The organism is Streptomyces sp. NBC_00028 (assembly GCF_045041065.1).
Lineage (GTDB): Bacteria > Actinomycetota > Actinomycetes > Streptomycetales > Streptomycetaceae > Streptomyces.
Map to the genome: position 1 here is coordinate 124,101 of NZ_CP108294.1, position 12,619 is coordinate 136,719.

The window sequence follows — 12,619 nt, forward strand, 5'->3', positions numbered from 1 at the left end:
GCTCCGGACGCCCTGCCGGGTGCAACGGCCGTCGTGCAGGACACGAGGCCAGTCGGGCGGAAGGTTCACACATGCATCGTTCGCATGCTGGTGCTCCCCGCGCGGGCACGGCACACGATGTCGACCGGCGCACTCCTACAATGGCTGGGCACCGATGAAGGGATGTGTGGCCCGTGTTCACTGACGCGGCGCAGGTCAGTGCCATCGACCGGCTGCTGGGACGGGAACGCGACCTGCGTCACATCCTCGGTGTGTTCGAGCAACCCGCCGCCGGTGCGCTGCTGCTGTCCGGTGATCCCGGTGTCGGCAAGTCCGCGCTGCTGGACGCCGTGGCCCGGGCGGCCACCGAGAGCGGCACACGTGTGCTGCGGGCGGCGGGCGCCGAGTTCGAGGCGGACGTCAGCTACTCGGCGCTGAACCAGATCCTGCTGCCGCTGTACGACGCCCTGGACCGGCTCGACCCCGCCGGCCGGGAGGCCATCAGCGTCGCCCTGGGGTTCGGCGCGGGGCCGCCTCCCAAGCGGCTGGTGGTGTGCAACGCGGCGCTGGCGCTGGTGCGGTCGGCGGCCGAGGCGGGCCCCGTCCTGCTGATCGTGGACGATCTGCCCTGGGTGGACCGGGCCAGCGCCGCCGTCTTCGGCTTCGTCGCCCGCAGGCTCTCCGGCGAGCGCATCGGCTTCCTCGCCGCCTCCCGCACCGGCGTCGGCAGCTTCTTCGACGCCGGCGGCCTCTCCTCGTACGAACTGCGCGCCCTGGACGAGGACTCCGCCGCCCGCCTCGTCGACCAGCGCTTCCCCGAGCTGGCGCTCCCGGTGCGGCGACGGCTGCTGGAGGCCGCGCAGGGCAATCCGCTGGCCCTGCTCGAACTGCCCGGCGCGCTGCGCGCCGACCAGCGCCGGGCCCGGGAGATCCTGCCGGCCCTGCTGCCGCTGAGCGAACGCCTCCAGTCGTTGTTCGTCTCCCGGGTCCAGGCCCTGCCGGCCGCGACCCGCGACCTGTTGCTGCTCGCCACCCTCGACGGCACGGGTGACCTCGGTGTGCTGTCGGCGGCCGCACGGGAACTGACCGGCGAGGCGGACCTGCGCGCCCTCGACGCGGCGGAGGAGGACAGGCTCGTCGGGGTCTCGGAGCCCCCGCGCCGACTGGTGTTCCGGCATCCGCTGATCATGTCCGCCGTGGTCGAGGCCGCCCCCAGCAGCGCCCGCCGAGCGGCTCACCGCGTCCTGGCCCAGGTGTCGGCCGACAGGCCGGAGCAACGTGCCTGGCACCTCGGTGAAGCCACCCTCCAGCCCGACGAGCAGGTGGCCCTCCTCCTGGAGCGCACCGCGCGGCGCATCCTGGACCGCGGGGACGCCGTCGCCGCGATCGCCGCGCTGACCCGGGCCGCCGACCTCAGCCCGCGAAACGCCGACCGGGCGCGCCGGCTGTCGGAGGCCGCCTATGTGGGCGCCGAGGCGATCGGCGCCCTGCGCAGCGCCTCCGCGCTGCTCGCGGACGCCTCACGGGCGGATCCGGGGCAGGGCATGTCCCTGCACTCCGCGAACGCCGCCGTGCAGCTCGTGCTGAACAGCGACGGCGACCTCGCCACCGCCCACCGTCTCCTGGTCGGCGCCATCGAGGAGGGCGACCACGGCTACGACGCCGAGGACCCCGCACTCATCGACGCCCTGCACTTCCTGCTGCTGCTGTGCAACTACGGGGCCGACGAGGGGCTTTGGGAGCCCTACTACCGGGCGGTCGAGCGGCTGCGCCCCGCTCCCCCGCCGCTGCTGCTGGTCGCCGCCCGCGCCTGGGGCGACCCCGCGCGCGCCGACGCGGCGACGCTGCGGGAGCTGGACGAGATCATCGAGGGCGCGTTGCAGGAGACCGATCCCGCGCGCGTCGTACGGGTGGGAACCGCCGCCCTGTACCCGGACCGGCTGGCCGCCGTGCGGGAGGCGGCGTGGCGGCTGGTGCGGCAGGGCCGCGAGGGCGGTCCGGTGCGCCGGCACATCGGCGCCCTGCTGCATCTGTGCCTGGACGACTACCACCGGGGCAGGTGGACCGAGGTCCTGGAGCTGTCGGAGGAGGGGCTGACGCTGTGCGAGCGGTCCGGGTACGCCGTCTGCACCTGGTTCTCCCAGTACACCAAAGGGCTGGTGAACGCGTCCCGGGGTGACACCGAGACCGCGCACGCGCTCGCCGACGCGATGACCAACTGGGCGGCGCCGCGCGGTATCCGGGAGGCCGTGCACTGCGCCCTGCACGTACATGCCCTCGCGGACATCGCGGACGGCGACTTCGACGCGGCGTTCGGCCGGCTCACCGCCATCAGCCCCGCGGGCAGCTTCCCGCCGTACGTCGCTCACGCGTCGTGGGTGTTCTTCGAGGTGGTCGAGGCCGCCGTGCGCACCGACCGGCGTGCGGCGGCCGTCGCGCACGTGCGGGCGCTGCGGGAGACGAACGTCGCGGGGCTCTCCCCGCGTCTGGGCATGATGGCCGACTGCGCCGAGGCGCTCGTCGCGGACGACGACGTCGAGGCGGCCCGCCTGTTCGCCCGCGCGCTGGCCACACCGGACGCGGAACGGTGGCCGTTCTCCCTGGCGCGGGTGCGGTTGGCACAGGGCGAGTGGCTGCGCAGGTCAAGGGCGTTGTCCGAGTCCAAGGCTCCGCTGACGGCCGCGCTGAAGACGTTCCAGCAGCTGGACTCGGCGGCCTGGGCCGAGCGGGCGCGCAAGGAGCTGCGGGCGGCCGGCCGGGTCGTACCGCATCCGGACGACCGGAGCGGGGGCGTGCTCACCGCGCAGGAACGCGAGATCGCGGAGCTCGCCGCGACCGGACTGACCAACAAGCAGATCGCCGAGCGCCTGTTCATCTCCCACCGCACGGTCGGCGCCCACCTGTACCAGATCTATCCCAAGCTCGGCATCGCCTCCCGGGTGGCCCTGCGGGACGCGCTGCGACAGCGGGACTCAGGCTGACGCCCGCCCCCGAACCCCTCGGTCGCCGTCCGCCAGCCGGTCGAGCCACTCGCCCAGCAGGGTCCGCTCGCCGGGGCTGAGGGGTACGGCCGTGTCCTGGTCGAGCGCGGTGCGCAGGGACATGGCGCGGCTCGCGAGGGCGGCGCCGCCGGGGTCCTTCGGCGCCGGAAGGGTGAGCGTGTCGATCACCATCTCCCGGGCGGTTTCGGAGCTCCGCAGGTCCCGGTGGTCGTCGGGCAGGCTCAGCAGCGTGATGATCGTGCCCACGCCCGCGGAGTGCATCACCTCGGTGGCGCGCTCGATGCTCATCCGCAACCGCCCGGCCGCGGCGACCCGCGTGATCATGCCGCGCAGGCCGGCGACGGCCCGCTGTCCGGCCTGCGGCAGATGACCGGGGCGGACCTGGCCGTAGACGAGCCCGTAGTAGCCGGGGTGTTCGAGCCCGAAGCGGATGTGCAGATCCCACGCGTCCCGCAGCACCTGGACCGGGTCGTCGCCGGAGAGCAGTTCGGCCTTCACCTCCAGGTAGCGCTTGAAGCCGTGGTCCGCCACCTCCTCCAGCAGCCCTTCCTTGTCCCCGAAGAGCCGGAAGATCGAGGGTGCCGGCACGCCGGCGGCGGTGGCGACGGCCCGGGTCGAGACCGCCTCAGGACCGTCCTCCTCCAACAGCCTGGCCGCGGCCAGGACGATCCTCCGTCGCGCTGTCAGGGCTTGGTCTTCCGTTTCCGCCCGCGTCTCCGTCTCCATGGATCGACGATATCAGCGCTTACGTATCAGTGATTCATTAGGTGATACGTTTGATAACGGGCCACTGTTCGCCCACTCACACGTATGCACATCGAGGGAGCCTCGTAGTCATGGACCGTCAGCACTCAGCAAGTTCCCCGTCCGCCGCCGACCCGGAGCGCGTCGCGAAACAGGTGTACGACGTGATCGTCGTCGGCGGAGGATCGGCCGGCTGTGTCCTCGCCGCCCGGCTCACCGAGGACGCCGATGTCCGCGTCCTGCTTCTGGAGGCCGGCGCCGCCACGGCAGACATGCCGGAGTTCATGGCCTACCCGCCGGCCTGGCCCGCCCTGGGCGGGACGCCGGCCAACTGGGGCGACACCACTGTCCCCCAGCACTCCGGCTCCGTCCTCCACGAACCCGGCCCCCGCGTCCTTCTCCCGCGCGGCAAGGGACTCGGGGGTTCGTCGTCGATCAACGCCATGGTCTTCGCCCGCGGCCACCACACCAGCTACGCAGACTGGGGCGACCACGGCGCCAAGGGCTGGACCTTCGACGACCTCCTGCCCTACTTCCAGCGCACCGAGACCGCCGTCAGCGGCGCCCCGGGGCGTGGCACCAACGGCCCGCTGACCGTCGCCCCGACGGCCGAGCCCAACGAGGTACTGCTCGCCTGCCTCGACGGCGCGATCGAGACGGGACAGCGCCGGGCCCACGACATCAGCGGCGGCCTGGAGGAAGGCTTCGCACCGGTCGACCTGAACATCGTCGTCGGTCGCCGCCAGAGCGCCGCCGACGCCTACCTCACCCCCGCCCTCGGACGCCGCAACCTCGACGTCGTCACCGGGGCGACGGCCCACCGGCTGCTCTTCGACGGACAGCGCTGCACGGGCGTCGAGTTCGGGGTCGGCGGCCGTGTCCTCACCGTGCGAGCCGCACGCGAGGTCGTCCTGACCGCCGGCACCATCGGCTCCGCCCAGCTGCTGCTGCGCACGGGCATCGGCCCCGAGTGGGAGCTGCGCAAGGCCGGTGTGGAGCTCTTCCACGAGCTGCCCGGCGTGGGCCGCAATCTGCACGACCACCCGCGCGTCAGCCTCGTGCACAGCGTCCGCCGTACGGTGCCCGAGCCGCGCGGCAATCACGGCGAGATCATCGGTCTGCTGCGCAGCACACCCGAACTCGCCGGTCCCGACCTGCAACTCATCTTCGTCGACGTCCCGTTCCCGAACCCGGTGGCCCCCGTGGAGAACGGCTTCAGCATCGGGGTCTCGCCGCTGCGGCCCTACAGTCGGGGCACTGTGCGGATCACCTCCGCCGACCCGTACGCGCGGCCGGTGCTCGACCCGGGCTACTACACCGACGAACGGGACGTCCGCGTCGCTCTGGCCGGGATCGAGACGGCGCGCGCGATCGCCCGGTCCGCCGCGCTGGTCCCCTGGGGTGCCGAGGAGGTCGCCCCGGGCCCGGAGGTCACCGACGCCGAGGCACTCGCCTGGTACGCCCGTACCTCCGTGGCGTCCTACTGCCACCCCGTCGGCACCTGCGCGCTCGGTGAGGACGAGGTCTCCGTGGTGGACTCCGCGCTGCGGGTCCGCGGGCTGGAGGGGCTGCGTGTGGCGGACGGCTCCGTCATCCCGTCGATCCCGTCCAACAACACCAACGCGACCGTGTACGCCATCGCGGAGCGCGCCGTCGAGTTCGTCCGCGGCGACGCCTGAAGCTATCCTCGCTGATACGTGTGCACATGTATCAGCCTGCGGGCGGATGACACGATCCTAGGAGCAACGATGACCGTCACCTCCCCCACCGCCGCCGACATACCAGGCGCCGATGTCGGCGTTCTGCTGCCCGTGGTCGTCCACTTCGACGACCTGGACTCGATGGGCCTGCTGCACAACGGGCACTACCAGGTGCTGGTCGAGCGGGCGTGGGGGTGGTTCTGGCGGGGCAAGGGTGTCGGCGGCACGAGCGGTCTCGAAGGGGACGGCTTCAACGTCGCCAAGACCTTCGACATCACCTACGACCGCCCCGTCGCGGAGATCGGCGCGTACGCCGTACACCTGTGGATGCGGCGCCTGGGCACCACCTCGGCCACCGCGGGTTACCGGGTGTGTTCGGCCGACGGGAAGGTGACCTACGCCCACGGCAGCCGTACGGTCGTCCGCCTCGACAGCGCCACCATGAGGCCCACTCCGTGGTCCGGGCAGGTCCCGGAGATCGCCCGCACCCTCGGCCTGCCGGAAGGCGGGGACCACCATGCTCGATGAGTCGACGAACGTCTGGCTGCGCGAGCTGCTCGACCGCCACGGGGCCGTCGCCGGGACGGTCCACGTCGTGCGGGACAACCTGCTGCACATCGCGGCCGCGCACAACATCCCGCTGAAGGTCCAGGAGATCACCGCGCGGATCCTGCTCGGCAAGGGCATGGCGGGCCTCGCCTGGGAGCGGGACCGGCCGGTTCAGACCTGCAATCTCAAGGAGGACGACAGCGGGGCGGTCAAGCCGGGAGCCAGGGCCGTGGACGGCAAGGCCGCCGTCGCGCTGCCCGTGCGCGGCACGGACGGCGCGGTCCGTGCCGTCGTCGGCCTCGCCTGGCTGGACGAACACGAGCTGACCGAGGGCGAGTTGGCGAAGCTCGAAGCCGATGCGGAGTCGCTGCCCACCACGGGGGTTCTCGTGCCGCGGCCCCGACAGTCAAACGACTGATCCCAGGCCTGACGGCGGCTTCCAGACTGAGGACATGAGCGACCCTCAGGAAAGGAACCGCACACCCATGACGGTCATCAACAGCCCCCTGCCGGACAAGGAACGCGAGATCGCGGGCCACGCCCTCCAGGCCACCCTGGTGGACCTGCTCGACCTGTCGCTGGTGGCCAAGCAGGCGCACTGGAACCTGTACGGGCCGCGCTTCCGCTCCATCCATCTCCAGCTCGACGAGGTGGTCACCACCGCGCGCGAGTACGCCGACACGGTGGCCGAGCGGGCCGCCGCGCTCGGCGTCAGCCCGGACGGGCGGGCCGGCACCATCGCCGCCACCAGCGGACTGCCCGGGTTCGCGGCGGGCTGGACGAAGGACGTGGACGCGGTGGAGGCCCTGGTCGAGGCGTTCTCCGCCGTGATCGGGCGGGTGCGGGAGCGCATCGAGGCGACCGGTCCGGCGGACGCCGTGACGCAGGATCTGCTGATCGGCCTGACCGCCGACCTGGAGAAGCAGAGCTGGATGTTCCAGGCCGAGAACCGGGGTTGAGGTCGCTGCTTGAGGCTTTCGGGGACGGTTCCGTACGACGGGGCCGTCCCCGTCGTACGTGGGTCAGACCCGTCGGCGTGCCCGCAGGGCTGCCGCCTTGACGCGGTTTCCGCAGGAACGCATCGCGCACCACTCCCGGCGGCGGCCCCGGGAGCGGTCGAGGTAGACGTGGGTGCAGTCGAGGCGCGCGCACTCGCGCAGCAGTGCGGCGTCCGTTCCGGCGAGGATCTCGACAGCCTCGCGCGCGAGTTCGGTGAGGGCTTGGGCGGCCTTCCCGGAACGGCTCGTCCCCGCGGCGTCCAGGCGCATCACCACCGGCACCCCCGCCGCCTGCCGGTTCACCGCGATCACCGCCCAGACGGGCCGTGGGCGGCCGGTGAGCCGGGCCCTGAGCAACGCGTAGATCGCTTCCCGCAGTTGCAGTGCCGCGCGCAGGTCGGACCGGTCCGATCCGGGCCGCCGGTCCAGCAGTCCGGCCTCGACGAACCAGGCGTCGAGGAGTGCGGGCGAGCCGATCCGCTCGATGGGGGCCGTCGTCCGTCGCTCCTGCAGGGTGCCCACGAAGTCGAGCGCGGGCGTCCCGCAGGGAAACACATGTCTCACGTGACCCTCCTGGCGGGGACTGGCTACGTTTCGGATTCGAGAGTAACCATCTTGACAGGTGACGCACGTCTTTGGGAACCTCTCGTCACCGGCCAGAACGGTTACTTCTCGGTCGACGCCCTTCCCGGCCCGCTTCTCAGTGAGGACACGCCATGACCGTCGTACGCTTCCACCTCGTCTCCCGGCTCGCCCCGAAGGACGTGCTCCAGGTACTGACCGACTTCAGCCCCGCCCGGGCCGAGACCTGGCCCACGATCGACGCCGCGCACTTCGAGGTCCACGACCTCGGCGACACCTGGGCCGAGGTCACCGAAGGGACCGCCGCGGCCTGGGAGCGGGCCCGCTACGAGTGGGAGCCGGCCGGTGACACCGTCACCATCACCACGCTCGACTCCAAGCTCTTCGGCGCCGGCGGCGGCTGGGTCTTCCGGATGACCCCGGAGGGCGAGGGCACCCGGGTCGACGTCGAACTGACGCGGCAGCCCAGCACGGTCAAGGGCAAGATGCTCGCCGCCCTGCTGCCGCTCGCCGCCCCCGGGTCCCTGCGCAAGTCCTTCTCGGGGCCTCTCCAGGCGAAGTGACGGGCTGTCGGTCACTTGGTCAGGTGGGTGGTGAAGTAGTCGGTGAGCTTGTCGATGGCGGGGTCGATGTACTCGCGCTTGTCGTAGAGGTCGACGTGGCTGGCGCCGGGGATGCGGTGGAGTTCCTTGGGGCCGGTGGCAACCTGGTGGGCCTCGATCGCCATCCAGGCGGTCACCGCGCGCTCGCCGATGATCTGCAGGAGGGGGCGGGGGCCGATGAGCGGCACGGCGCGGAAGACGTCGCTGGAGGCCATCTTGTCGACGCTGTCCCAGGTGAGGAACTTCGCGGAGCGCTCGTGATAGCCGCGGGCGCCGCAGTAGTACTCCCAGCCCTCGATGCCGTGCGCACCGCCCAGCGCGCCGGCCTCCTCGGCGGTGGCGGGGAACATGGTCAGCACCCCGGGGTCCTCGCCGCGGGCGGCGCGGGTCCGGGCCTGCGCGGCGGCGTCCAGCAGGGCCTGGAAGACGGCCGGGTCCTGGGAACCGTCCGCGCCGAAGCGGAACTGGCGGGCCGGCTCGGCGGTGGACACCGTCGCCACCGCCTTCACCCGGTGATCCCCACCGGTGGCGGCCAGCGAATAGCCACCGGAGGCGCAGACGCCCAGCAGACCGATGCGGTCGGCGTCGACCTCCTCGCGGCTGGTCAGGTAGGCCACGGCGGCCTTGAAGTCCTCGATGCGCTGGGCGGGGTCCTCAAGCCCGCGCGGCAGACCCCCCGACTCCCCCTGGTGGGCGGCGTCGAAGGCGAGGGTGACGAAGCCGCGCTCGGCCATCAGCTGCGCGTAGGTGCCGGACGTCTGCTCCTTCACACCGGTCCCGGGGTGACCCACCACCAGCGCGGGGCGCGGAACCGACGCCCCGGCCTCGCTGTCGGGGAGGTAGAGATGCGCGGCGATCTCGATACCGGCGCTGTCGAAACTGACACGAGTCCTGGACATGAGAAGCACTCCATCTGAGAGGCGGGGAATCCGTTCGTTCTGAACGTGTCTCCAGACTCCGTCACGCAGCCCGGGGCCGGTAGAGACAGGTTTCTGCCTGGGAAAAAACCTTGCCCCCTCACGTGCGACGCGCGCCGATTGAAGACACCTGCTGCTCCGCCCCGGCCGACGCCGGTCCTGTCCGACCGGCGCCCACCGGACGTGTTCAGAGGACGCGGCCGAACAAGGCCAGCAGCTCCACCCAGTGCCGCTCCGCCGCCTCGGGGTTGTAGGCGGCGGTGTCGGACTGGGTGTAGCCGTGATGGGCGCCCGCGTAGACCTCGCACCGGTGCCTGACGCCCGCGTCGGCGAGCGCCTTCTCCAGCCTGCGGACCTGGTCCTCGGGCATTGAGGGGTCCTCGTCGGCATGCGCGAAGTACAGCTCGGCGGTGATCCGGTCGGCCAGCAGATGCGGGCTGTCGGGTGCCTCGCTCGCCAGCCAGCCGCCGTGGAATCCGGCCGCCGCGGCCACCCGGTCCGGGTGGGTGCCCGCGGTGTAGAGCGCGAGCCGCGCCCCCATGCAGTATCCGGTGATGCCCACCGAGCCGTCCGTGACCAGCGGCGACTGCGCGAACCACCCCAGGTAAGCCTCGGCGTCACGTTCCGTCAGCTCCGGGGTGAGCGCCTCCATCAGCGGCACGACCTGGCCCACGATGTCCGGCCGGGCCTCCATGTCGATGAACTCGGGCAGCTCCACGACCGGGATACGCCCGTGCCGGTAGAAGACGTTCGGGACGAGCACGGTGTAGCCGGCGGCCGCCAGCCGGTCGGCCATGGCCGTCAGATGCGGACGCACCCCGAACGCGTCCTGGTACATGAGCACACCCGGGTGGGCCCGCCCGTCGTCGGGGTGTGTGACATACGCGTCGGCGATGCCGTCGGCGGTGGGGACGTCCACGAAGGTTCCGGTCACGGCGTTCATAGGTGGGCCTCTCTGGGCTGCTGGAGATTCACTCACACGTCGCAAACACCTGCGTTCCGGACTCGATTCCCGATGAGGGCGACAATTTGGACACGTGTGCATTGCGCGTAGACTCACATGCGTCATGTCACATGTGCGGCCGGCAGCCAAGTCCGGCCCGCTCGCATACGGCCGTCGTCCCCGCGGGAGCAATACGGTGACCGAACACGCCCCTGACATCACGTCGACTCCGACGGTCTCGCGGGCCGGCGACCACATTCACCTCGTCCACCACGGGAAACGGCCGCCGCACTGGCTCACCGAGCTCGCCGGACGGCTCTCCCCCGCCCGCCAGGGCGAGGCCGTCGTGGTGGTCGGCGCGCCGCTGCACGAGGACGGTGCCGAGGCCTTGTGCGCGTGGTTGGCGCCGAGTCTGGACTCGATCCGGGACGCGCAGGTGCGGCTGCTGACGCTGGTGATGTCCGCGGGCGCCCTTGAGAGCGGGGGACACCCCTCGGCGGCGGCGCTGATCTGCGAACGGTGGGGGCTGGACGTGCTGGCGGCGGCCGGCACCGCGCTCGTCACCTGCGACGGCACCCTGTTCTCCCCCGACCTGCCGGGCGCCTCCGGCGGCTGGTGGCACTTCTCCCCCGGCGCGGCGGCCCGGCGAGTGAACAGCCATCTGCCGCTCCCGGACTGGGAGATGGCTGTGCGACGACTGGGCCGGCAGACGGTGGCCGGTCATGTGGTCGAGCCCGTTCCGGCCGGCCTCGCCGTCCGGCCCGCGGGCCCGGCGCCCGTCACCGCCCACACCCGGCCCCACACGATCCCACCGGAGCGCGACCGGCCGCAGCTGATCCTCGCCTCCGCTCAGGTACCCGCCGCCGTCCTCGCCGTGGTGATGGCCGCGCTGCCCGAACCCGTGCGCGCGGCACTCCGGTTGCTGTCGCTGGACGGGCGGCCGCTGCTGCGGCTCGGGGAGAGACTGGCGGACCTGCTGGACAGCGACGTCCATGTGGCCGTGGGCGCCCCGGTGACCCCGGACGGCACCGCCCCGGACGGCGCCTCGGCGGGCGACGCTGCGGTGGAACTGTGGATGACCGACTCCCGCGGCCGGCCGTCGTGGCGTCCCTTCGCCCGCACCGTGGTCTGTTCTCCCGGGAAAGCAGAGGGAGTCAGGGCTCCGCGGGTGACCGAGTGGCAGGCGCCCGCGGATTGCACGCAGTCCCCGGACTGCAAGGCCGTCGTGACCCCCGCCGGTCTGTGGCTCGGCCCGCGCGACGTCGAGCCGCCCCTCCTCGCCCTGCTCCGTCCGCCCGCCGCGGAGGCCGTCGCGGTCGACCTCGGCGTGCCCGGCCGGGCGCTCGCCGACGGTCTGTGGCCCGCGCTGGACACCCTGCTCGGCCGGCTGGAGCCCGACCTACTGGAACGGGTCGTGGTCCACGCGTACGGCGACCTCGGGCCCCGGGACCAGGAACGCCTGCTCGACTTCTCCGCCCGGCACCGGTTCTCCATGGCGTCCTAGGTTTCGGCCCAGGACGCCATGGCCCTGCGAGGTGTCAGGCCGTGCGCCACTTCTGGTTGGGGGTGCCCGCGCAGCTCCACAACTGAAGGACGGTTCCGGCCGCGGTGCTCTTGTCCTTGGCGTCCACGCACAGATCAGGATTGGCGTTGACGACGATGTCGTAGGAGCCCTTGAGGGCGAGCCTTTGGTTCGTGGCGCGCGAGGAGGAGCAGTTCGCGAGCCGTACCAGGGCGCCGTTGCCGAGGCCGGAGACGTCGAGGCACATCGTGCCGCCGAAGTCGCGGATGGTGCCGTCGGAGGGGAACGTCCAGCCCTGTGACGGGTCCTTGCTGTCGCAGTCGGCGAGGACCGTCTGGGTGCCGGCCGCGCGTGACCCGCCCTGGGTGGCCAGGCAGAGGCTGGAGGCGAAGTTGAACAGGAGCTTGCCGGTGAAGCCGGTCGAGGTGCTGGAGCCGCTGGACGTCTTCGGCGGCTTCGACGTCGACTGGGTGCCGGAATTCGTCGTACCGCTCCCGGTGCCGCTGCCCTGTGCGGTGCCGCCACCCCCACCGCCGCCGCTCCCGGAGGCCGGCGGGGCGGCCTCCGCCGGCAGCCCGGAACCGGAGTCCTGCGCCGCCGAGCCGTCCTTCTTGGAGGAGTGCCCCTTGGGCTTGCTCGACGGGTGCTTGGAGGGGTGAGCGGAGTCCGCGGAAGGGTGGTCCTTCGACGGGCCAGGCGTCTTGTCGGTGGCCTGGACCGTGGCGGCGGCCTGCGCGGTGTCGTCGCCGCCGAGCCGCGCGATCCCGGCGACCACGCCGGTGCCCACGACCGCCAGACCGGTCACCCCGGCCAGCGCGATCGCCACCCGGCGGCCGGGCTTGAGCAGCCGGGCGCCGGAGAAGTAGTGGCGGCGGGCGAAGTCGGCGGCGAAGGACCGGCCGCCGGGCGTCGAGGTCCCGGCGGAGAGACGCACCAGCGGTGTCTCCTCGTCGGACCTGGTCTCACCGGTCGGCGGCAGGGGCTCCTCGCCGGCCGAGGGCGACGGCGGCCCCGGCGGCTGGGGCCCGTCGGATGAGGAGGATGTCGTCATGTAACTCTCTCCGGATGCAGGGGTCGTGGG

12 protein-coding genes are annotated in these 12,619 nt (G+C 72.3%); 7 read left to right on the forward strand and 5 right to left on the reverse strand.

The genetic code is table 11. From position 1 onward, the window contains the following. Positions 1–173: 173 nt before the first annotated feature. Positions 174–2,960 carry an AAA family ATPase gene (locus OG885_RS44735; RefSeq protein WP_331729058.1) on the forward strand — a complete coding sequence of 929 codons (2,787 nt, stop codon included), beginning with the start codon at positions 174–176 and terminating at the stop codon, positions 2,958–2,960. On the opposite strand, the gene OG885_RS44740 is transcribed toward OG885_RS44735, so the two are convergent. Beyond that, entirely contained in the window at positions 2,952–3,707 is a 756-nt protein-coding gene (locus tag OG885_RS44740; protein ID WP_331729060.1) for a TetR/AcrR family transcriptional regulator, read from the reverse strand. The two genes, OG885_RS44735 and OG885_RS44740, sit on opposite strands and share 9 nt — an antisense overlap. Positions 3,708–3,817: 110 nt before the next feature. On the opposite strand from OG885_RS44740, the gene OG885_RS44745 reads away from it, so the two are divergent. From OG885_RS44745 to OG885_RS44760, 4 genes are all read left to right on the forward strand, one after another. After that, positions 3,818–5,404, forward strand: a complete 1,587-nt coding sequence (locus OG885_RS44745; protein WP_331729062.1) for a GMC family oxidoreductase N-terminal domain-containing protein — start codon at positions 3,818–3,820, stop codon at positions 5,402–5,404. Between the two features lie 69 nt (positions 5,405–5,473). After that, positions 5,474–5,953, forward strand: a complete 480-nt coding sequence (locus OG885_RS44750) for a hotdog domain-containing protein (protein ID WP_331729064.1) — start codon at positions 5,474–5,476, stop codon at positions 5,951–5,953. Beyond that, positions 5,943–6,392, forward strand: coding sequence for a GAF domain-containing protein (locus OG885_RS44755; protein WP_331729066.1), 450 nt, complete (start codon positions 5,943–5,945; stop codon positions 6,390–6,392). Before OG885_RS44750 ends, OG885_RS44755 begins: the two co-directional genes overlap by 11 nt. Before the next feature lie 67 nt (positions 6,393–6,459). Then, positions 6,460–6,933: a DNA starvation/stationary phase protection protein gene (locus OG885_RS44760; protein ID WP_331729068.1), complete on the forward strand. Its 474-nt coding sequence runs from the start codon at positions 6,460–6,462 to the stop codon at positions 6,931–6,933. A gap of 63 nt (positions 6,934–6,996) precedes the next feature. Here the strand turns inward: OG885_RS44760 and OG885_RS44765 are convergent, their stop codons facing one another. Beyond that, the gene (locus tag OG885_RS44765; RefSeq protein ID WP_331729070.1) at positions 6,997–7,536 is read right to left on the reverse strand and encodes an ABATE domain-containing protein; all 540 of its coding nucleotides are present in this window, start codon (positions 7,534–7,536) and stop codon (positions 6,997–6,999) included. Between the two features lie 152 nt (positions 7,537–7,688). Here OG885_RS44765 and OG885_RS44770 point away from each other — a divergent pair, with 152 nt between their 5' ends. Then, on the forward strand, positions 7,689–8,117 hold the full coding sequence (locus tag OG885_RS44770; protein ID WP_331729072.1) for a hypothetical protein: 429 nt from the start codon (positions 7,689–7,691) through the stop codon (positions 8,115–8,117). A gap of 11 nt (positions 8,118–8,128) precedes the next feature. Here the strand turns inward: OG885_RS44770 and OG885_RS44775 are convergent, their stop codons facing one another. After that, on the reverse strand, positions 8,129–9,055 hold the full coding sequence (locus OG885_RS44775) for an alpha/beta hydrolase (RefSeq protein WP_331729074.1): 927 nt from the start codon (positions 9,053–9,055) through the stop codon (positions 8,129–8,131). Between the two features lie 205 nt (positions 9,056–9,260). Beyond that, positions 9,261–10,016, reverse strand: coding sequence for a dienelactone hydrolase family protein (locus OG885_RS44780; protein ID WP_331729076.1), 756 nt, complete (start codon positions 10,014–10,016; stop codon positions 9,261–9,263). Positions 10,017–10,212: 196 nt separating this feature from the next. On the opposite strand from OG885_RS44780, the gene OG885_RS44785 reads away from it, so the two are divergent. Next, on the forward strand, positions 10,213–11,520 hold the full coding sequence (locus OG885_RS44785; RefSeq protein WP_331729078.1) for a hypothetical protein: 1,308 nt from the start codon (positions 10,213–10,215) through the stop codon (positions 11,518–11,520). A gap of 34 nt (positions 11,521–11,554) precedes the next feature. Here the strand turns inward: OG885_RS44785 and OG885_RS44790 are convergent, their stop codons facing one another. Beyond that, positions 11,555–12,589: an RICIN domain-containing protein gene (locus OG885_RS44790; protein ID WP_331729080.1), complete on the reverse strand. Its 1,035-nt coding sequence runs from the start codon at positions 12,587–12,589 to the stop codon at positions 11,555–11,557. Positions 12,590–12,619: the final 30 nt, after the last annotated feature.

What these genes read in the sequence shown, in the direction of transcription:
- OG885_RS44740 (WP_331729060.1), bottom strand. Translation starts at nt 3,707, where the DNA reads ATGGAGACGGAGACGCGGGCGGAAACGGAAGACCAAGCCCTGACAGCG.
- OG885_RS44745 (WP_331729062.1), top strand. Translation starts at nt 3,818, where the DNA reads ATGGACCGTCAGCACTCAGCAAGTTCCCCGTCCGCCGCCGACCCGGAG.
- OG885_RS44750 (WP_331729064.1), top strand. Translation starts at nt 5,474, where the DNA reads ATGACCGTCACCTCCCCCACCGCCGCCGACATACCAGGCGCCGATGTC.
- OG885_RS44755 (WP_331729066.1), top strand. Translation starts at nt 5,943, where the DNA reads ATGCTCGATGAGTCGACGAACGTCTGGCTGCGCGAGCTGCTCGACCGC.
- OG885_RS44760 (WP_331729068.1), top strand. Translation starts at nt 6,460, where the DNA reads ATGACGGTCATCAACAGCCCCCTGCCGGACAAGGAACGCGAGATCGCG.
- OG885_RS44770 (WP_331729072.1), top strand. Translation starts at nt 7,689, where the DNA reads ATGACCGTCGTACGCTTCCACCTCGTCTCCCGGCTCGCCCCGAAGGAC.
- OG885_RS44775 (WP_331729074.1), bottom strand. Translation starts at nt 9,055, where the DNA reads ATGTCCAGGACTCGTGTCAGTTTCGACAGCGCCGGTATCGAGATCGCC.
- OG885_RS44780 (WP_331729076.1), bottom strand. Translation starts at nt 10,016, where the DNA reads ATGAACGCCGTGACCGGAACCTTCGTGGACGTCCCCACCGCCGACGGC.
- OG885_RS44790 (WP_331729080.1), bottom strand. Translation starts at nt 12,589, where the DNA reads ATGACGACATCCTCCTCATCCGACGGGCCCCAGCCGCCGGGGCCGCCG.